Source organism: Halococcus sp. PRR34 (assembly GCF_028617175.1).
In the GTDB taxonomy this organism is placed as follows: domain Archaea; phylum Halobacteriota; class Halobacteria; order Halobacteriales; family Halococcaceae; genus Halococcus; species Halococcus salifodinae.
This window is the reverse complement of sequence record NZ_JAQJDA010000008.1, coordinates 68,428-89,449: the sequence shown is the minus strand read 5'-3', so window position 1 is coordinate 89,449 and position 21,022 is coordinate 68,428. Positions and strand designations below refer to the sequence as shown.

The 21,022-nt window shown below is 58.0% G+C and carries 16 protein-coding genes and 2 pseudogenes; 11 read left to right on the top strand and 7 right to left on the bottom strand.

What is annotated here, in order from left to right; all coding sequences use genetic code 11:
• Nucleotides 1-695: 695 nt before the first annotated feature.
• Nucleotides 696-827: pseudogene (locus PHA81_RS20935) on the bottom strand (zinc-binding dehydrogenase); the annotation flags it as partial.
• A 10-nt stretch (nt 828-837) separates the two neighbouring features.
• A complete protein-coding gene (locus PHA81_RS20930) occupies nt 838-1,179 on the bottom strand; it encodes a zinc-binding dehydrogenase (protein WP_337958931.1) in 342 nt (113 codons plus the stop codon).
• Nucleotides 1,180-1,187: 8 nt separating this feature from the next.
• On the opposite strand from PHA81_RS20930, the gene PHA81_RS11570 reads away from it, so the two are divergent.
• The gene (locus PHA81_RS11570; RefSeq protein WP_337958933.1) at nt 1,188-1,457 is read left to right on the top strand and encodes a 2Fe-2S iron-sulfur cluster-binding protein; all 270 of its coding nucleotides are present in this window, start codon (nt 1,188-1,190) and stop codon (nt 1,455-1,457) included.
• Between the two features lie 2 nt (nt 1,458-1,459).
• On the opposite strand, the gene PHA81_RS11565 is transcribed toward PHA81_RS11570, so the two are convergent.
• Nucleotides 1,460-2,410 (bottom strand): NADP-dependent oxidoreductase, encoded by a 951-nt coding sequence (locus PHA81_RS11565; RefSeq protein WP_273836891.1) that lies wholly within the window; start codon nt 2,408-2,410, stop codon nt 1,460-1,462.
• A gap of 215 nt (nt 2,411-2,625) precedes the next feature.
• Here PHA81_RS11565 and PHA81_RS11560 point away from each other — a divergent pair, with 215 nt between their 5' ends.
• From PHA81_RS11560 to PHA81_RS11520, 9 genes are all read left to right on the top strand, one after another.
• On the top strand, nt 2,626-4,383 hold the full coding sequence (locus PHA81_RS11560; protein ID WP_273836890.1) for a DNA mismatch repair protein: 1,758 nt from the start codon (nt 2,626-2,628) through the stop codon (nt 4,381-4,383).
• Nucleotides 4,384-4,468: 85 nt separating this feature from the next.
• Complete coding sequence (locus PHA81_RS11555; protein WP_273836889.1) at nt 4,469-5,236, top strand: SprT-like domain-containing protein; 768 nt, start codon at nt 4,469-4,471, stop codon at nt 5,234-5,236.
• Between the two features lie 39 nt (nt 5,237-5,275).
• On the top strand, nt 5,276-5,989 hold the full coding sequence (locus PHA81_RS11550) for a hypothetical protein (protein WP_273836888.1): 714 nt from the start codon (nt 5,276-5,278) through the stop codon (nt 5,987-5,989).
• Nucleotides 5,990-6,165: 176 nt separating this feature from the next.
• Nucleotides 6,166-7,164 carry a hypothetical protein gene (locus tag PHA81_RS11545; RefSeq protein WP_273836887.1) on the top strand — a complete coding sequence of 333 codons (999 nt, stop codon included), beginning with the start codon at nt 6,166-6,168 and terminating at the stop codon, nt 7,162-7,164.
• 2 nt (nt 7,165-7,166) lie between these two features.
• Nucleotides 7,167-7,844 (top strand): hypothetical protein, encoded by a 678-nt coding sequence (locus PHA81_RS11540; RefSeq protein WP_273836886.1) that lies wholly within the window; start codon nt 7,167-7,169, stop codon nt 7,842-7,844.
• A 129-nt stretch (nt 7,845-7,973) separates the two neighbouring features.
• The gene (locus PHA81_RS11535; protein ID WP_273836885.1) at nt 7,974-9,539 is read left to right on the top strand and encodes a hypothetical protein; all 1,566 of its coding nucleotides are present in this window, start codon (nt 7,974-7,976) and stop codon (nt 9,537-9,539) included.
• 183 nt (nt 9,540-9,722) lie between these two features.
• A complete protein-coding gene (locus PHA81_RS11530) occupies nt 9,723-11,267 on the top strand; it encodes an AAA family ATPase (RefSeq protein ID WP_273836884.1) in 1,545 nt (514 codons plus the stop codon).
• A gap of 359 nt (nt 11,268-11,626) precedes the next feature.
• Nucleotides 11,627-12,034, top strand: coding sequence for a hypothetical protein (locus PHA81_RS11525; protein WP_273836883.1), 408 nt, complete (start codon nt 11,627-11,629; stop codon nt 12,032-12,034).
• A 225-nt stretch (nt 12,035-12,259) separates the two neighbouring features.
• Complete coding sequence (locus PHA81_RS11520) at nt 12,260-12,982, top strand: DUF3800 domain-containing protein (protein ID WP_273836880.1); 723 nt, start codon at nt 12,260-12,262, stop codon at nt 12,980-12,982.
• Nucleotides 12,983-13,253: 271 nt separating this feature from the next.
• On the opposite strand, the pseudogene PHA81_RS11515 reads toward PHA81_RS11520, so the two are convergent.
• The 4 genes and pseudogenes from PHA81_RS11515 to PHA81_RS11500 all read right to left on the bottom strand — a co-directional run bounded on the left by PHA81_RS11515 (nt 13,254) and on the right by PHA81_RS11500 (nt 16,836).
• Nucleotides 13,254-14,682, bottom strand: a pseudogene (locus tag PHA81_RS11515) (IS66 family transposase).
• 58 nt (nt 14,683-14,740) lie between these two features.
• Entirely contained in the window at nt 14,741-15,166 is a 426-nt protein-coding gene (locus PHA81_RS11510) for a hypothetical protein (RefSeq protein WP_273836879.1), read from the bottom strand.
• Between the two features lie 30 nt (nt 15,167-15,196).
• The gene (locus PHA81_RS11505; protein ID WP_273836878.1) at nt 15,197-16,225 is read right to left on the bottom strand and encodes a hypothetical protein; all 1,029 of its coding nucleotides are present in this window, start codon (nt 16,223-16,225) and stop codon (nt 15,197-15,199) included.
• Nucleotides 16,226-16,230: 5 nt separating this feature from the next.
• Complete coding sequence (locus PHA81_RS11500; RefSeq protein ID WP_273836877.1) at nt 16,231-16,836, bottom strand: hypothetical protein; 606 nt, start codon at nt 16,834-16,836, stop codon at nt 16,231-16,233.
• A gap of 614 nt (nt 16,837-17,450) precedes the next feature.
• Between PHA81_RS11500 and PHA81_RS11495 the strand changes: the two genes are divergently transcribed.
• A complete protein-coding gene (locus PHA81_RS11495; RefSeq protein WP_273836875.1) occupies nt 17,451-20,426 on the top strand; it encodes a VWA domain-containing protein in 2,976 nt (991 codons plus the stop codon).
• Nucleotides 20,427-21,022 lie beyond the last annotated feature (596 nt).

Genomic DNA, 21,022 nt, shown 5'->3' with positions numbered 1-21,022 from the left:
TGGGTATGAGCAGATGGATTTTGGATGAGTATTATTTGAATTCAGGCACTAAAATGGGCTAGCTGGCGATGAATAGTTGCATTTTTACTGTGGGATTGTGAGGGAATGGTATGGCGGCACATAGCTCTCAGAACGCGAGTGAAGTTTCGCCTGAGCTTCCAGATGTCGTCCCGTTTGATCTCCAACCGCTAACACGGTTGAGTTGGGAATTGGGACTGCGTATCGTCGAGGATGATGCAACCACAGTTCTGGACGAGTGGGAGCAGACAAACACCTCGTGGATGCTATCGGTTTTTCGTGCTACAAGCAACACCGTCATCATGCGTATAACAACGCCTGTTGGCAGAGAGAGGTTCTACGGAACGACTCAAGCGGATCTGCACTCAGCATTGCCAAGTCTTGCTGCAGCCCCGTACTGGGCACAACTTCGGGACTGAGTTTCGAGCGAAGTCGTGAGAGGGTCCGATCAATGGTGTATCGAATCCCCGCTTGTAGTGCAGAGGCGATAGATCGTACTCAATAGGCGGAAGAACGGTCGACGAACCTCTCTCATATCTTCACCTTATCGCCAGAAGCACTTGAAGAATCAGCGACCAGCAGAACGAGCTCTATCTTCTGGACGAAAACTGAGAGACAATCACGACTCCGCTAGACTTCTCGCTTCGACAGCTACTGAACCGTCTCGCAAAGGCCAGTCATGGTCGAATGACGAGCTTTCCGAACGCATCCCGGCTCTGCATATCCGCGAACGCCTGCCCCGTCTCATCCAGCGTATACTCGTCCCCAATGATCGGATCGAGTGTGCCATCAGCAGTGAGGTCGACGAGCGTCTCGAGATCAGGTTGGGTGCCCCATCGTGCTACCGATGACGTGCTTGTGGCCGAAGAACAACCGCTGTATGTTGATCTCCGAGGTACCGCCCGCGGTGCCGCCGCACACGGCCATCCGCCCGCCCCGCCGAAGGAGCTTGAGTCCCAGTTTTGTATACTCGCCGCCGAGGTGATTGAGAACCGCGTCAGCCTCCCCGATCTCAGCAGCTGTCTCTTGAATCTCGTCAAGGACACTCGATTTGATGACGTGATCCGCACCGATGTCGGCCAACCGATCCGCCTTCGCAGACGAGGTCGTCGTCCCGATCGAATGCCCGCCGAGAGCGTCGACGAGCTGGACGCCAGCCACACACAACGATTCGGGTCCGTGAGGATGAATCCGTTCTGGAAGCCGCCGAACGCGCGGACGTGGCGCTCCCGTTCGGGTGTCGGACCGGTGCGTGTGCCACCTGCACCGGGCGAGTGCTCGATGGGCGAATCGAACACGCACGCCCGCCATGCGCGCTGAAAGACCACCATCTGGCGGCGGGCTATGTCCTACTCTGTATCGCTGAGCCACGGTCTGCGTGTCACATCGAGGTCGGTGCGGACATCCAGGCCGAGCTGGTGTCGAACCCGTGGCGATAGGATCAGTTCTCGGTATCGATGTCGGGTTCGAGGACAAGTTTTCCACGAGCATGGTGGCTTTCGAGTTCCTCGTGGGCGGCTGTTGCGTCTGTGAGCGGGTAGATTTCCGCAACCGTTGGAATCACGGCTCCGTCATCGATCAGCGCTGTGATCTCGGACAGCGTCTCACCATCAGCTTCGACACCGACTTGACGGCTCTCGACCTCGTGGGCGTCGAGTTGCTCTTCAGGTGGGGCATCAAGGAGCGGAGTGACAATCCCACCCTCACGCAGGACGGACAGTGAGCGCTCGCCCGTTTCGCCACCGATCGCATCGAGGACGAGATCGACTGGTTCGTCGATTGCCGCTTCGAACTGTGTGTTCTCGTAATCGATGAACTGGTCGACGCCGAGATCAGTCAGGAATTCGCGGTTGTAGCCCGCAGCGGTCCCGATCACGGTCGCTCCATGGTGGGCAGCAAGTTGAACGGCGATATGGCCGACACCGCCCGCTGCCGCATGAATCAACACTCGGTCGCCTTCCTGTAGCTCGCCCTGGTCGAAGAGTGCCTGCCACGCTGTCAGCGCGACCATCGGGACGCCTGCGGCTGTGGTGTGGTCGAGAGCTTCTGGTTTTTCTACGACATCCGCGGCAGGCACCGCCGCGTACTCTGCGTAGGCGTTGCCGACATCCGGAAAGCGGGCGAGACCGTAGACGCTGTCGCCGGCGTCGAAGTCAGTAACCGACTCGCCGACCGCAGCGACGGTTCCCGAGAGGTCCCAGCCGGGAATCCACGGCAACGGATACTCAAACTGGCCCCGACGGCCAGCAGCGTCGACCGGATTCAGTCCTGCCCCATGGACGCGAACGAGCAGTTCATCAGCAGCGGGTTCTGGCCGTGTGATGGATTCGTAGCGGAGCACACTCGGGTCGCCGTGTTCGTGGACGCGGATCGCCTGCATCTCCTCAGACATGGGTGATCGGGAGGCGATAGGGTACGAATCCGGATATACTGTCGGGCGATCCTGTTTCTCGAATAGTGTTATTTCGTGGACAATGAGTGATCTGCTGCGAACGAATCTCGAATAGGGTGCCGTCCCAATCCGTCTGTCCTGTTCGTTACCGATTGCAGCGTGAACGAATCACGAGCCAAGCACCTATTTAGATGCTCGCAGTGGAACGGATTCCTATGCGCCTCCAGGACTACTGGGGAATCGGCCCGAAGACAGCTTCCCAGCTCGAAGACGGACTCGGCACTGAGCGGGCGATTCGGGCGATCGAATCGATGGATATCGGGACACTCGTCGATGCTGGACTCGCCCGCGGGCGAGCAACCCGGATCCTCCGACACGCCCATGGCGAACAGGGCATGGGCATCCTCACGACACCGGACGCCCGCACCGTCTACAAGGACCTCCTCGAACGGGCACAAGCGTACGCTGTTACTGACCACGCTGGCGACCGGATCCGTGTGCTGACGCCACTGACGTCGCGCGACACTATGGAAGACCGCCTCGACGAGGTGACCCTCGCAACAGACACGTGGGGTGATCTTGACGACTCCACCCGCGAGGCGGTGCTCGACGTCTTCACCCGCTTCGATGAGATGGGTGGTGGCGACCGAGCCGCGGTCGAGACTGTGCTCGCGCTCCAAGACATCGGGGTGAATGTCGGTGTGTTCGCCGGAATCGACGCGATCGATCCCGACGCACTCGACGACGCCCGCGAGGCACTCGGCTCACTCGACACCGAGGGCAGCGAACCCACCGTCCGCGAGGGCGTTGACGACGAACTCGATACGGCCCGCGAGCAACTCGCGGCGGTCGAACACCTCAAGGCGCAGGGCATCGATGTCATCGAGGCCATCCAATCGGACGGCGTTCGATCGAGTGAGGAGTTCCGTGAAGCGTTCATCAGCCACGTGGCGAACGAGACGCCACTCTCGGCACCACGTGTCCGGGAAGTGACTCCCTCCGAAGCTGCCGACGCTGCGGATTTCGTGACGCAGGGTCTCCGCGATCTACTCGCTGCACTCCGTGAATCAGTCGAGACTCGTGACCAGACGGTAGCGGACGAACTGGAGACCGCGCTCGACGACAGCCGCGACGAGATCGAGGCGGCCGTCACCGCGGTGAACGAGACGGCCTTCCAACTCTCGCTCACGCGGTTCGTCCACGCCTACGATCTGACTCGCCCCACGTTCGTCGAATCGGGCTGTGTCGGGGCTGTGAACGCCCGAAACCTGTCGCTCGTGGCCGCGGCTGACGACGATGTGCAACCAGTCACATACGCCGTTGGCGATCACGAGTGCGCGGACGAGGTGCCGACCGGAGACCAGGTCTCAGTGCTCACCGGGGCGAACAGCGGCGGGAAGACCACCCTCTTGGAGACGCTCTGTCAGGTGGTCGTGCTCGCCCATATGGGCCTACCCGTGCCAGCCGACGACGCCGAGGTGAGCCGCGTCGACGCCATCGTGTTCCACCGCCGGCACGCGAGTTTCAACGCGGGCGTGCTCGAATCCACGCTCCAGACGATCGTTCCGCCGCTGACGGAAAGCAACCGGACGTTGATGCTCGTTGACGAGTTCGAAGCGATCACCGAACCGGGAAGTGCCGCCGACCTGCTGTATGGATTAGTCCGTCTCGCCGTCGATGCGGGAGCTGTCGGTGTCTACGTGACTCACCTCGCGGACGATCTCGAACCCCTGCCCGATCGAGCGCGCACCGACGGCATTTTCGCCAGAGGGCTGCGCGATGACCTGACCCTCGACGTGGATTATCAGCCGCAATTCGAGACCGTTGGTCGATCCACGCCCGAATTCATCGTCTCGCGATTGGTGGCGAACGCGAGCGATAGGAGCGAGCGTGCCGGCTTCGAGGCGCTTGCCGACGCCGTCGGCGAAGAAGTCGTCCAGCAGACCCTGCTCGATGCAGAATGGTCGGCATAGACGCCTCCGCTAGCCCGGTTGCTGTCAAACAGGTAGACGCGACATAACCGAGGCTACTTTGCTTCCTGGCTGCCTCGAGTGGCGTATGGCGGTGGCCGGCGAACTCAGTGATTCGCACGAACTATCAGAGCGTGCGCGACAGTACGCAAACGCCGTCATCGACGGTGAAGAGTGGCCCTTGACGTCCTCCCTCGTTGACCTCGACTGTGTAACCTTCGAGACCAGCACCCGTATGAAACGACAGCACGGCGTGTGCTCCTCCGACGGAGACGGTCACTGTACGATTCGACTCTCCGAGCAGACCTACGAACGAGCGGGCTTCACGGCTATGCAGCAAACGATCCGACACGAACTCGTCCACTGCTATCAGCACCAGACCGACGGCGTTGATCCAGGACATGGTGAATCATTCAAGCAATGGGTCGATCCGCTAGCCCTCTCGGGGCGGTGTAGTACGCACTACGAGACCCAGCCCGAGGACTACAGGTATCAGTTCTACTGCACGCAGGGCTGTGGCTTCATTGGTGGACGCCATCGCTGGAGTGTGGCCGTCCGCCGCGCTATCCGTGGGACACAGGTCTGTGGGGAGTGCGACGGAGAACTCCGTGTCGAGGGCCCGCGCGGCTCCCTTGATGAGGTGCCCGAGTGGCGAACTGATTCGGCCATCGATGAAGATGGCCTTCGCTATCGCTTCTATTGCGCCAACTGTGGACTCATCGGCGGACGCAGGCAAATGTGTAAAACCGTCCGACGGGTGATCCGTGGAGAAACCGTCTGTCAAGATTGTGGTTCGTGGGAGATTGAAACCCGGGATGAGAATGGAGACATCGTTACGTCTACTCCCCAACGATGAGAAATATGCAAGAATATACGTACAGTACATCGAAGACCGATGACCAGTGACAAAGAGACGGTCCATGCCGACTTGGTGGAGGCAAGCACCTCTGTCATCGACCAACTCTTTGAGGATACTCGCGTCGTGGAGATCGGACAGGATAACTGGTATCCGGACCTACTGTTTCGACAGGACACCCCGATTGTCCACGAAACAGCGGACGACGCAACTATCCAAGTCCCGACAAAGGCAGAGGCCGACATCAGAGGGACCGGTGGCAGCGAAGAGCGGTACTTCAAACATATTTCAGGTGCGCGCTCGAGACTCGAAGACGGCTTGAACGCCCGCGATTTCGTCACCGAAGCCTACACTGACCCTGATCGCGGGCAAGGACGATTGCGTGTCTACGGCTGGAATCGTGACCCGTTATGGTTTCAGCATGGCGACTACATGAAGGTCTATCGCTGGCGAACACCTATCGAAGTGGTGCACGTATGTCCTGCTGGCGAGCAACCTCCCGAGAACCGGCCACTACCAGTGACAGGCGACGGTACGTACATCGGCGCGGATTCACATCATCTCTACCTGCGAGGGAATCGCGGCGGTGAGTACCTCATCGATTATGACGACGACGTTGGGTCATTGTATCAACGAAACACACAAATGAACGAGACGCTCGAAAAGATGGTTGAAGTGAGCCGTACCATCTTCGTCGGAAACCCAAAGACGGGCCCGCGATTGGATATTTCATCGGACGGGACAGAGGAGTAACCAGTGACGAAACCACAATCAAAACTGACGACGAAAGACAACCCGCCGCGGCGAAGAATTACAAGCACGATGTGTGCAGCGCCGCAGTGGTATCCGAACGAGCGGCCAAACGACGACGAGAGCCGTTCACAGCAGAATATAACCCCTCCTCTGCCGATTGCACGGAGCAACTGGCCATGAGTCACGAGTGCGATGACTGTGGTCAGGTGTTCGATACGCTCACACGCCTCCGCCTCCACGATTGCTCGACAGCAGACAGCTCTGATAGAAATACCGTCGGTTCATCGGAAAACGAAGACGGGACGCCGTCCGAATGGACGAATAGGAGACCCGAAGCTGTCGAACTCGAGGCTCTTGACGAATTACTCGCTAACACTACGGACGGGGGATTCGATACCCTCCCTCAGGCGATGGCGGTCTATGAGAGTGAGTTAGAATCTGCCAGCGAATCGGATGCATCCGACAGATACTCTGGGATTCGGAGAGCCTACAGACGACAGCTCGTCAGCGAGCTCGACGAGGCGACACGAGCGGAGGGATGGCCAGTTCTCGAAGAGTTCGTCCGGGCATATCACCCGGATACGGCCGAGGACTTCCCGCACGTGACCACGATACTCCAGAACGTCACCGGCAGGAATTTCATTCGGACGCGACTCGCGGATGGCGTCGAGGCGATTCCAGTTGTCACGGTCGAATACATCGAGGCCATCCGCACCGAGGTCGGCGGGTATCAGGACAACATTCTCGAAGGTCTTCACCCGTACGGCTGGGGTATCGGGCACCCGGACTTCGATGTCGCAGAGCGGATCCACGAGCACGCATCGAGCCACATCTTCTCGACAAGTCCCATGCTCGAACACGCGTTTTACGCCGACCAGCACACGGCCGTCGATCTCCTCGAACGGATCATCCACGACGAGTCGATACACCACGAGATTGCGCGCCGGCCAAGTGAGAAGATTACCGAGGCACGCTACCTGTTGGATGCCCCTGCTGGAGCCGTCAGCGACCACTACTGGCCGACGATACCCCGCTACTGGGACTGGCATGACGATCTCGCGGTCGATTTCGAGCTGGAAGACGACGTAGAACAGCGCATCCGGAGCCTCGTGAGAGAGGAAAGCCTTGAGAACGATCTCCCACAGGACTGGGAACTCACCGATCTCACGCTCTGACAATGATCACGACCGCGGACATCACTCTCGGAACTCGCTTTGGAGGGAGCGTTGATGTCCCCTTCGAAACAACACACATCACAAACGATCTCCAGCTGGCACTCGGGAGAATTCGAGGGACTGCCATCATTGATACAGCGTACACGGACCGTATTGATGAGGACAAACACTGGCACTATCAGTTTCTTGTCGACGCCACGAACCAACGGGTTGTGTTGGAACGACTCGAATTGTTCGATGGTGCTGACTCGGGAGCGTTCACTGACAGGGAGTTCCTCGATACGGAAGATGTTGAGCGAGGTGTCGTCGTTGAGGAGTACGAACGGACACTGGCACAGCTCCTTCGCCGAACCACCGAAATCGACAGCGGAGGGCTGACGACAACGCGAGGGGATGGCATCCTGAGTGCCGTTTACGCCAGATACGCCGAGTACCCCGACGCGGAAATCGCTAACACGAGGGCTGTGCCATTCGAATCGTATACCGACATCGAGGAACACTTTACACAGGCTGAGCCGCGACAACTCTGGCGTACGTTGACTGGCATCGACCAGCTCGGTCCGGCTCGTGCGACCAACCTCATCCTAACCAGCCAAGCCACTGACCTCACCGACCTTCGTGACCATCTTGAGGACGAACAATGGGAGTACCTCAGTAGGGAACTTGCGATCGACCCCTGAAAACGCCGTATTCCGGAACGCCTTCCAATGATCGGTGATAGTTCTCCTCGTTCTGAGCGCGCAGACAGAATTTTTCATCTCCCGTAGGAGTGAGAGAGCCGAACCGAATCGGCTCATTCCGGTGATACCATGTTCACAGATAGTACTCCCACCAGCAGTAGCACTGCTGCTGATGCTAACGACTCAGGCGCATCGATCGACGATCGAGACGAGAACCAGAGCCAGTCTGGACCCACGGTCGGCGTCAATGATCTCCTCGCCAGAGAGCGCACGCTTGCGTTCTGTGGCCTCGTTCCCGAGGGCGACGCTACCTATCCCGACGCTGTCGACCCAATGAAGAGCAACGGGCGACTCAGCGACAACGCCCTGTCGTTCAAAGAAGTGATTCGTCACCTGCCGATCGCGAGCAGCGGCGACCTCTACGCCGACAATCGGTTTGTCGGTCAGGACGGCAACATCAACACTGCCGAAATCCGTGATGTCGAAGGGCTCGACACCGACGCCATCGAGCAGGCGACCGGCATGAGCGTCGAGGACATCGCTATCGGTGCCGAACAACGTGACTCGCTCGTCGAGGTGTCCGACCACCAGGACATTATCGACGAACGCCGACTTGCCCTCCATACACTCGGCCTCCCCGTGAAGTTCCGGTGGCAGATCGCGTCGGATCAATACTGCATCGTCCAGCCTACCGATGCGTACATGCCCACAGTGGGAGCGCTCCAGAAGCGCGGCGCGACTGATGCGTTCGGCTGGGCGCATTACCGCGACTGGGGTGGCACGCTCAAGATGAGCGTGGTCCTGCCGGACCTCTGCCGAACGATCGTTCCACCTGACGACTCAGCCAGCTCAGACGACGGTGACAGTGATGCTGCCTCCCGCGCTCAACAGCGCGACGACGCACTCACCGGTGTGACTGGTGGCGAGGGTGACGGAGAGGGCGTCACCGTCTACGGTGGATTCCAGACGGGATACGACTTCCGGGGCTCCCAGACCCTCTGGGCGCGGCCGCTGCTGTACGTCCCTGCGAGCGATGCTGCTATCTTCGGGATGGGTCAACGGTACTCCCGCCGGCACGTCGGATCGGCCACCGACGCAGCGCACGAACGCAAAAACGACCGCGTCCCGATCAACGAATGGTGGACCAACATCTACGACGACATCGAAAAGCAGACAACCACGGTCGACCGGGCGATCCTCCGGAGTCGTGCAGTCGCTATCGACTTCGAGGACGTGCCCTACTCGGTCGACGAGTTCTACACCTACTTGGGCATCCCCGGTAAGTACGCTGAAGAGGCTGCCGACCGTGCGAAAACGTTCGCCAGTCCACCCTCATCGCCCACGATCTGGAATCTCCAACTCTCGCTGCTGGTTGTACTCGACGGGCTCTACGAGGGCTCACACGCTTCGGACACCTATCAGAGCTACAACGAAGTCGCCCAGCAGTTGCTCCGCCAGCCTGCTCACTCGATTCAACTCGCGCTGAAAGAGCACGATCTCCGAGCTGATGAGAATACGGCGGCCAAGCAACTCCCACCAGAGCAGCAGTCGCTCAGCGACGCCATCGAGGATCTCGCCACCATCCCCGGTGTCGATGCCGACACCGAGACTGACCTCTCGAACGTCGATGCCCAGCGCATCCAGGAAGATGTCTCGGGCGGGCTCCAGCAGAAACTCGACGCTCTCACCTCCTGATCGTCAGCTTTCGTGGATTGTCTCGTTCTGTACTACATATCCGGTTTCTGTATCTGAATATTGTATTCGATTTCTATATCAGAATACGATAGTCTGATTACAGTATCTGATTTTTTCTTCCTGAGAGGCGGTGACGGAGCACAGTCAAACAGCCTTCAGTGAGCCATTTAGTCCACGATAACCATGTCATCAGCCACAGCCACGAGCGACGCCGAACCAAACACAGACGCACCATCCGACGAACAGCGCCTTCTCAGCCACCTCGCCAAACACCTTGTGCGCGAGATGGGAGGCAATCTTCCCGTCGAGACGCTTCACCTCCGTGCGACCGATTACTTCGATATCGAAGCTGAAGCAGTCCAGGACCTCACCGAAGAGGGGGGTGAAGCAGACATCTATCAGATCGAACGCGGGGATGGGAACGCTCAGCGCATCACGGCCGTCGATCCCGTGGGAGAAGCGCCAGACGTGCTTGGCGACATCGCTGGACTCGATATCGAAACTGGCGATGAGCCGGCGGACTTTACACAGCTCGACAGCGTGGCCGAAAGCATGGCTGGGTCGCTGCACGATGCTGGTTTCGATTCCTACGGAGCACTCCACGCGGCCACGCCGAATGATCTGACCGACATCCCGACGATGACCCAGAGCAAGGCCCAGCTCGTCATCGATCAAGCCGGTCAACACATTCCGACCGAGAAGATGCTCGCGTCCGAAGCGCTCGAACGCTATCAGAACCACCTCGACGAGTACAATGGCCAGCGTGCGGTCGTTCAGGATATCGTTGAAATCTCTCAGGATGTGGGAGATCCGGTCGCCCTCGGTCCCACTGCTTCTTCGACCGAGCCGGATTATGAGGGGTTTCTGGTTCTCGAAGACACGGGCCATCCACATCTGGTTCAGGCAAACGAGTTCCCCCAGCATGACGGCAAGCCAGTTAAGCCAAAGACAAAAGAAGTCGAGCACGTCGGGCTGAATACGCTCGAAGCCACCGCTCAAAAGCTCGCTCGTGGGAACATGGGACTGCGGTTGATCGGGCCGCACGGTTGCGGGAAGAACTACCTGTTGAGGTACCTGCACTGGAAGACGAATCGCGTACTGGTGAGCGTTGATGCTGACTCGTCAATGGTCGCTCAGGACGTGCTTGGTATCTCAACAGTGAACGAAAACCGCGTGTCCGTGTTCCGGGACGGTCTTCTCACCAAAGCGATGAAGCACGGCTACTCGATCGTGATCAACGAGGGTAACGTCGTGCCGGCGGGTGTGATGATGGCACTCCAGAAGATCCTGAACCAGAACGTGCTCACGGTGAAGGAGTCGGGCGAGGAGATCGTCCCACACCCGGCCGCGCGGGTGATCATCACGATGAATCCGCCAACGCGAGAGTATCGTGATAGCGAGCCACTGAACGCCGCGACTCGTGACCGCTTTCAGACGATCTACTTCGATTACCTCGATGACGACGAGGAAATCGCGCTGCTCGACCAGATTGCGAATGGGGATCGACTCCGCGTCAAGCGCGACGACATCAAGCGGATGGTCGAGTTCGCGGATGCAACTCGGGACAACAAGACGTGGCCGACCGTCTCGACACGAAAACTCGAACACGCTATCGACTGGATCGACGAGGGTGCGAGCGTTCGCGGCGCGCTCAAACACGTCGCGAAAGCGTCCGCCGAACCGCATCAGAATCCAGCCGACACCCACGAGAAAATTGAAGATATATGACGAACGCACCATCAGTAGGTAGTACAGCGATGCCCTCATCGAGAGCGGGTTGGTGTCTCATCTTCGTTGTGACAGTAGTGGTGATCGCTGGGGTCATCGGGATTGGGAGTGCCCAGGAAACACCGGCTACGGCAGTAAATACGACCACGACACCCACTACAGAAGACACACAGACGGCAAACGGAACGTCGACGGTCAGTGCGACAGCGAAAGCGACAGTCTCAGGTTCAGCCGCTAGTACGACATCCACCCGGCCACAAACGACACCAGACGCGAACGACGGGTGGCAGAACGCGACCCCAATCGACGCAAATCGAACCGTCAACGGAACCCTCCCAGCCGGCGATCAAGATTGGCTGGTGTTCACGCTCAACTCGGGCGGGAACATCACTGTCCGTCTCGCTGCGGCCAATCGGACGGACCTGAGTGGGTTTCTCTACAACCACGAGGGCGACCGCCTCGATAGCTCGTACGTCGCTCCGGGTGAGCAAATCTCGCTCTCCGGCGAAGCTACCACTGGCGGTGAATACTACGTGTTCATCCGGAACGAAGCCAGCTCTCTCGGTGCATACGCCTTCAACACATCTGTTACTGGAACTGAAGCGCTGGCATCCGAAGAGACATCACTCCAAACAGAGATGAATAGCAGTGGTGGGAGTGGTTTCAGTTTCGCTCTTGATCTGCTAGCTGGAATCGTCGTCGTTGTGGCAGGTGGCTATCTCCTTATTCATGGTGTCGACGACTCCAGCCAAGTCGAAGATGAGTGATATTTGTGAGATTTAGTACGCTGCTATAGTGTTTAGCCGAAGTCCCTGTACTTTCTCTTCGCTTATCTCTCACCAGCTGTCAGAAACGGCGTGCAAGATACAGGGCGCGTATCTCACACAGGCTGGCATTTCGATCGAACCCGTCGAACTGTCCGAACAGTCCGCGTATTTCCCATCAAGTCAAGTAGGGAAATTACTTGGTGTGACGGAGTACAGGACAAGTGCATGAAACTCATCTACACCGACGAAACATACACCACCCAACAATCGGAATGGTTGGGTCTCGGAGCTTTCATGATCGATGCAAATGACTGGCCGAAGTTAGAAGACGGGCTCCAGTCTGCCGTCAGTGGGTACGTCTGGAATATGATAATCGACGGCGATCTCAAAAATCTTCGAAACGCCAGTAACGATCGGTTTGATGACGGCGAACCCAAAGAATGCAGCCACAGCGTCTACGAATACCTCGACCGGGAAATCGACTACAACGTCACCAGCGTTCTCATCAACCGAGACGCATACGACCACAGGCGACACTCATCTCTCCGCGAAGAACCCTATCTGCAAGCCTACGTTCTCCTTCTTGAGCGGATCGAAATCTTTCTCACCCAAGCTGCAGACAAGGGCATGATCTTCATCGACAGTCGTGACACTACCCAGGACAACACCATCAAAGAGGCACATCGGAACCTCCAAGAATACGGGACGGACCACATCGATTTCCGGCGCGTGAACAACATTTCAATCCCCTTGGAAGACGAAGACTCGTACGGACTGCAACTCGCAGACTGGGTCGTTTCTGCCGTGAAAGACTGGGTAATCGACGGCTACACAGACGAGTTCTACCAACATATCGACCCACACCTCCTGAGAGACAATGACGGTGACATTGTCGGGAGTGGAATCAAGGTGTACCCGGAAACGTTCGATGAGCTGAACGGGATCTAAAGTGAGGCTTACGCTCGGTATCCCCGAGGGAAAATCACCGTCGCGGGCGCAGCTATCGCCGCCGTCAAAATAGGAGGCTCAAAGGTTATAGACTGGTGGCGAGACCGCCGTTCAAGTCATAGGGTTACGTCCACGACTTGCACCAAGAAATGCAAATTCACCTCTCACAGTTGCTAGAGTCAGAGGAAACTCTGCTCGGATAGAACAGGGATACCTGATCAATTACAACACGCCAGTTCCGCAGGTACTCATATACAACGGTGGTATGTGTTTACCCCGACGCAACTTCGGGAACAGCCTGAGTTGGTGAAATCATCTCGTTGTCCCGGACAACCCGCTGGAGCTGTTCGTATGGATTCTGTCCCTGCTGGCTCCACGTCGCCAGCAGGGACAGCACGGTTTCGTGAACGAACATCCCGCGCTCGTTGCGAAGCGTCCCAATGAGCTTGCGGAGGATCACCGGTTCACGCAGGGCGTTTTCGGCGGCGTTGTTCGTCGGCGAGACGGCTGGCTCGCCGACGAACGTCAGCCAGTGATCAAGCCCCCCAGCGATTTTCCCGAGTAGTGTCGCCACTGGACTGTCGCTCACTGAGCGGTCAACGAGCGTTTCAAGTCCTGTTCGAGCCAATTTTCTCATCCGGGTACGCTGACGCTCGGATGGGTCGGTCTCCAGCCACGACTGGAGACCGACGTACATCTGCTTGAGCGTCCGGTAGATCGGTTCTGCTTCCGCGTGATCATCGGCTACATCCTCAGCCTCTCGCAGAATGTGCGCCCAGCACCGCTGGAGGTTCCTGCTGAAGGCTGGATACGCCGTCCAGCCGTCGCAGACGATGGTTCCGTCGAAGTCCTCTCCGAGGACTTCTTCGGGAACGTCACTGCCGCGGCTTTCGCGGATAGCGTACAGCGTCTGCTGGTCGGTGCGAAACGTCCAGAGCCAGATTTGCTCCCCATCGAGCTTGTGTCCTGTCTCGTCGACGTGGACCACGTCGGCGTGCTGGATCTGGGCACGGATCTGCTCGTACTCGCAGCGACCGGCGCGCGCAGCGCGCTCGGTCGCGCGCCACGCGGACGCGGGCGAGAACTCCAGTCCGTGGAGTTGGTCGAATCGATCCACGATCTTTCGATGGGGTAGCCGATGCTCGTACTTGGAGAGGGTTGCTTGCGCAACGACGTTCACCCCGAACTGTCCCTCGTCGGGACAGTCGGAGTGTGAAGCAACCGTTTCAGCGCCACAAGCGTCGCACTCGTAGCAGTGGCGGTTGTACTGAGTGGCTTCTGGCGGCTGTGGATCGGGGATCTCTTCGACGAGTCGAGGGCTGACGCCCTCCGACTCGTCAAAGTGCTCACCGCACTCCGGACAGCACTCACAGGTAACCTCAACTTCCCTGTCCGGATCAGGAGCGTTTCGGAAGGCTGGGTCGTGTCCGGGTTTGCGTCCAGGTGTTCCACCGTCAGTGCGAGCGGAATCGTCGTCGTCCTCGTCATCCGAGGACGACGACTCATCAGCGTTCGATTGGTCTTTGCTGGGTGGTGTGTGCGGTCCTTCGTACCACCGAAGCTTGGCCCTGAGACGCTTGTTTTCTTCTTCGAGCGCAGCGATCCGCTCAAGCAGTTCTTCATCAGAATCGTTGGAGGTCATCGAACAAGACCTCCGTTGAAAACAGACGACACGGGATGGTCTCCGGCGTGGAGACCATCCCTCAGAGACTCCCGAGTCGTCTGCTGCATTGATCTACGGAACCGATCAAATGGCAGCTACGAGAGAGTGACGAAATCGTTCTGGGGGTAAACAAGTACCAACGGTGCAACCACGGTCAACACACCAATCGTATACCGGACCTCAGAGTGATACGGCATCACCACGCCCTGCCCTTCCGAATACCACATAAACCCGGTTGTCAGCGCCAATGCACCCACTACGTACTCGCTGATGAAATCAGCATACGGTAAGCACATAGGGCTAGCCGGAGCCGCATCGAGCAACGCAATATACAGAATCGCAGCACCAGCTAGATATGCGGCTAGCACGACCTTCGCGTACTCCTCCGGTCCAGGCTCGTCAACATCCCCAGCGACCGGCGGCAGGTCGGGCTCTCCAGGGAACCACTCCCGAGATAACAACCTCGGACCCAGCCACTCATGCCAGAAATCAAATGCCAGCACACCGGTGAAGACAGTCAAACCGACCCACGTCAGAGCATCCAGCATCGATCAGTCAGACAGACCCTCGAACGTTTGCTGCTCGCTGAGAGCCGGGCTGAACAGCTCAGTTATCGGCCCCAGCTGATCAGCGGTCGCCTTCAACCGGGAGAACGTGGTTTCGTCACCATCCCAATATCGTTCACCGTTCTGGTAAACGGAAGTCAAGACTCCGACTTCCTCTAGTTGGACGAGATATCGCGACATCTTGAACAACTTCTTCTGCTGTTCTCGGCCATCGTACTCGAGTTTGATACCATCGCGGAGAGCCGATTCCTTGATGATTGGGAGTTCATCCAGCTCAAGCGCACGCCGGTAGTAGAACCCGGCCAGTGCGAGATACGGACCGAGCGTCCGCTTGATCATCTCGAATTCACCAACGTTGTGCTCGAAGTACCGACCCAGCGCCGCATTCAGTTCGTCTTGGTGGGTCTCGATCCGGTGACCCTCGAACTTGTCCTTCTCTTGGATGGTGTTGAGAACGTCACCACTCCGGAGCACGTCGCCTCTGCGTTTCAGCAGATCGAGCTCGACTAGACTGTCGATGTACTTCTGGTACTTATTGGAGCTCTCGTAACTATCCATCATCTCGATCGACGTAACTGCGATCTCACCATTGAAGATAACCTCGGAGAGAATGTCTTGGAGAGGTGCGTACTGGTTTTCGGGGAATGGGAGATGCGAGAGATTACCTCCGGTCGCGCGTACCAGTGCCTTCTGAATCGCCTCATTGAGCTCTTTCTCGTAATCCTCTAACGCGTCTTTGACCTGCGACTCGGTTGGATGATTGACATCTTTCGTTGATGCATCCACCGTGACGTCACTGACGTGTATCGGGTCTAGGAAGCGCAGGTCGACTGCGTTCTCTCGGTCTTCGTCAAGGATGAGCTTCGGGGACCGGAGGATGATGGGGAACGTGTATTCGAGTTCATCTTCATCGAACTCACCGTCGTCCAGACGGAGGTAGGTACCAAGGTTGAAGCGTACAGCTTCCATCGCTGCACGGCGGGCTTCCGGTAGACCGACGCCCGCGTCTTCCATGGTACTCATAGTTCATCCCTCCGTGTAGGTTCTAACCCGTCCCTGAGTCTCACTTCTATAGCCGTATTAAACTCCGGGTCCCAGGCATCATCTAGCCTGTCTATTTCCAGCGTTGTAGTTCCTTCTACAAGAGGGTCCTCAATCGTGATGTGATCGTTTCCGACCCCACACACCACAACCCCATGCATCGGTCCCTTTCCTCGCTCATTGTTTTTTAGGAGAACCTGATCAACCCAGATAATGGTCGGCAGCAGCTGATCAAATCCTTCGCTGGCGAATTCGTCGACACGCTGTGGTAGTCCATTATACCGGTACTTGAGATGTAGTTTCAGGCCGCCGGTTTCGGACGCGAGCTGCGTGAGCGGTTGCTGCCCGACGTTTTCCCAACCCAGTTCACCAATATCGATGTGATCGTTGATGAGATCCAGCTTGGGGGGCTGTGTTCTGTCACGAACGTTTTTGTCTGGGTATTCGTTCGCGACGTAGTGAATGGCTAACCAGAGGGAGTAGTGAATGCACTCGGGGGCACTCTGAGCTTGTCGATACCCCGGCATGTGGAGGATGTCGTAGTCGTGCTCACCAGGATTTGCTATTAGTGGGCTCCCTACCATCGATATCCCCACTGCTTCGCGTTCACGAGTGCCTCTGACAACCAATCGGTCTGGTTAATACTTCAAACCACAGGCTTTACTGGTTCAATTTGTATCAGAAACCTGAATTGAGGTGTAAATCCTCCACCGAACGACGATGCACTCCCCTCTATTGACTAGTCCGGCTATATGTACCGACCTGTTGAATGTATCCTCTGAGGGCACTGGAGAAAGGGGGTTTCGCTATATAATTCCTGGCGAGAGAGTCTGTATTGCCAGAAAATCAGTGTCAAATTCTTAAGGGCCCCTTTTACTGCGCCCTCATCCTCTGTATCTTGCACGCTGAGTTCAACAGGTAACCAATCTGTATCATTGAAAGTACGAACACTTCGGCTAATCCCTATAGAAGGACCATAGTTTTTCTGCGGGGAGAGGCGTGACCGTCAATGACAGCTTCATCATCAGTCGCCACACAATCAGACAGCGCTACCGCTGCAAGCGATGCTCTCGCACCACCGGCTGAGACAGTTCGTTCGTGCGCAGACCGTGAACGCCGACTCACCGAGTACATCCGTGCCCATACGGGCGAGGATATCGCCGTCCGGCTTTCCTCAGACGTGCCGACCGCCTTCGTTGTGCCGACCAGTGAAGAGGCACTGATCGAGTCCGATAATGCCGACTTCGCCGATGATGAGGCTCGTCAACTCGTTGAGTCGGTCGACGCCGACTATCTCGTTCTCATATCTACTCGCCCAGCGACCATCGACAATCTCCCGATCGCCGACCAGCTGACGGCCGATCGCGCCCAACAGTTCGGCTCCGCACTCCACGAGTTGGGCCACATCCGTTATACGGCCATCGCGAACGCCGCAGCACTCCTCGAAGAGCGCGTCGACGAAGCCCATCAGGAGTTCGTTCATGGGCTGTGGAACGCCTGTGAAGACGCCGCCATCGAAAACCAACTCAGACTCGATCAGAGTCAGATCGCTGCCGACCGGATCGAGCTCGTCAGGCGCAGCATCAGCACTCACGCTGAGGAGTATCAGACCGGAGAATCCTGTGCGTTCACCTTTCGGGATGCGATCGAGACAGCACTGTACGATGAAGGCATCTACGACACGGGCGTACGTGACGCGCTTTGCGATCCCGACGACGATCGGATCGTGTTCGCTGGTGACGCCGACCGACAGGCATACGAGCAGGTCGCCGACAGCATCTCGGAACTCGTCGCGACGATCCTCAGTACGCCCAACTCTGTCGAGCGCATCGAACACATCCTCGACTGGTGGGAGAGTGTCGTCAAACCGCTGCTTGACCCGCCTCAACAGAACCAGCAGGAGTCCAGCCAGCCAGATCCCGATGGAGCTACCGGCGAGTCTAATGCCGACGCCAGCAGCAGTGACAGTAGTAGTTCATCAGCTGACGGTGAAACAGAGAAACCCACCGATGGGAGTGCAGACGCAGACCGATCGTCGGTGGAGGGTGAAGCTGGTCAGACCGGCGAGAGCGCTCCGGACAACAATCGGTCGGGAGACGATCCTGACAGCAGTAGGCCTGACGAGGGTATCACGCCAGATGAGATGGGTGGGGCAGGTGAAAGTGAGGAGTCGAGTAATTCGCAGGCGGGTGATCAGCCGGACCCGGATGCGATCAACACCGACCAGCGCCAGTCCCATCCAGGAGCGGATGTGCTCGACTATCCAGACATTGGAAGCAACGAAGACGCTGACGCACTTCGCCAGCCCGGACATGATGGGAGAGACAAGGACGAAGCCGGATCAAACGGAGACAGTGAAGTCGAAAGAGAGTCGGCTGACGACCATCAGGCCACAGGAGGAGATCGTGAGAACGAGAGTGCCGCCGATACAGCAGGCGATGCTGGTAGCGAGGACGATGGCCGTGAAAACGCCGATGTGGTTGGGGGTTCGGACACCGACACCAGCCCAGACGAGGGAGGTGATACTGACGCTACGCCGGATAGCGGCACTGACGCAGGCAACAGCGAGGAGACGCCCGGAAGCGACGATGGACAGTCTTCCCAGAACGATGGTTCTGGCGCGAACCACAGCGAGACCACCGACGTAGCTGGTGAGAGTGACGAACAGGGCAGTGAGGGTGAATCCGAAAGGCAAACATCGGAGTCCCAGTCCCGGTCTCAATCCTCCGGAAACCCGTGGGGACCCAGCAACGACACGAATCAGGCCTCGCTCGGGAGCTTCTCCACATCGGAATCTCAGACTGAGAGTGGAGCATCCGCTTCGGATAGCGGTGGCAGCGACGAATCACCTGCCAACGAGTCCGATGCGGAACGTGACGGCTCTCCCACGGATGTCGGTGACGCTAATGAATCAAAGCCAGAATCAGAATCGGAATCGGAGTCAGAGTCGAACGAAAGCGACACCGTAGGCGATTCTGGAAACGACACTACCGACGGCGGTGATGAGAGCAGCATTAATGAGGGATCGAACACTGGTAGTGGGAACGACAGTGAGAGCGTCGGCGACGAGGGACCTGCCGAAAGTAGCAGCATTGAGGACAAGGACGGGGTCACTACTTCAGAAAGCGACACGCCGGCTTCCGATGGCGACACCGAGCGTGAGGATACGTCAACCGAGACCACTCCCGACGCAAACAAGCGGTCACCGGCATCGACCCCCGATCACGCAGACAGAGATGATAGTCTCGATCGTGAGGGTGCGCTCGAAACTGACCGGGATGCAGCACACGACGAAGCCGAGCGTGCAACACCCGACGAGAGAGGGCTTGAACGCGATCTTGAGAATGTCGCCGACGCGCTCGATGCCCTCGACGAACAGAAAGGAGGGGGAGCCGCACCAGGATCGCTGTCGGAACTCGACATCATGCCAGACATGGAGGAGTCAAGCACAAAAACGACGGCGGAGCGGTGGGGAGACGCCGCTGCCGATGCGGAGTTCGTTGGTGGCTCTCTTCGAAAAGCACTGAAAGAGAGTCACCGGGATGCACACCGCTCTGGCGTCACCAGTGGCACGTTCGATCGACGGCGTACGGCCGCTCTCGCCCGTGGCGATGTCGACGTGTTCCAAGTGCGCCAGCCCGGCGATGATAAGCAGTACGACCTCGTGATCATTCTCGATCGGAGTAACTCAATGCGGAAGCATATCAAAACCGCCGAGGACGCGCTCGTGCGGTTCGCACTCGCGTGCGAAGAGATCGGTATCAACGTCGGCGTGATCGACTTCATCAACACAGAAGCCCGGCTGATCAAGCCGTTCAGCGTTGGGAGTGAGCACGTTCGTGAGAGCCTCCTCTCCGAACAGTACGGTGGCAAGACACCGCTCGCAGATGCACTGGGGCTCAGTCGAGAGCTGCTCGAGCAGCGACGGAACAGCCCGCTTGTGCTTGTCGTCACCGATGGTAAGCCAGGCAGTGCAGATGCCTATCAAGACGAACTCACCCAGTCGTACGCGCCCGTCTGTGGGGTCACGCTGGTTCTCGATCAGCCCTCGGGGAGCGTGCCCGAAAGAGTCAGTCGCAACGAGCGGTTCTACGATCGTCACGTGTACGTTCATGAATCGGGCCAACTCGCTGACCGGCTCGATCAGTTCGCTGTGATGTTCAGCGGGTTGTGATCCTGTAGCCGGGCTGCGGTTTTTCTTTCCGAGAGAGATGAGGCGATCTTCATGTCCGACACACTGTCTTTCGACGATGGAACAGAACTCGTCTTCGAAACACCTCCGTGGGCGTCCTGGAATCTTGACGTCCACCGGAATGATTCCGGACGCGATGCCGCTCACGCAATCGATCCCGAAACCCGTCGCAATATCGCGATCCACGAACGAGACTGTCTCTACCGACGACGCGAAGTTGCTTCGCGGCCTGGAGAGCGGTTGGCAGAATATCGCCGTCTCAAACTTCGTGAAATCGACGTCGATGGGCACGGGAACGTGTGGCTCGAATTCGACGCCGGTGAGCGATATAGCGCGAAAGGCGTTCTCACGACGCTTGAATCATCAGATCGGACTTGGCGACGCCAGACACCACGAGGAATCGATGGATCAGGCTCAACCTGGCGGCGGTGGGAAGACGTGCGCGACCGATCAGACGTTCCAACGCCGCCATCGTGTGCAGCGCTCACTGTCGGCCAAGTCTCAGGAGCTGGCTCACGTGCCCGGATGAACGATTTCCTAGAAGGTGGTCCAGATGGACTCGTGGACCATACGCTTGG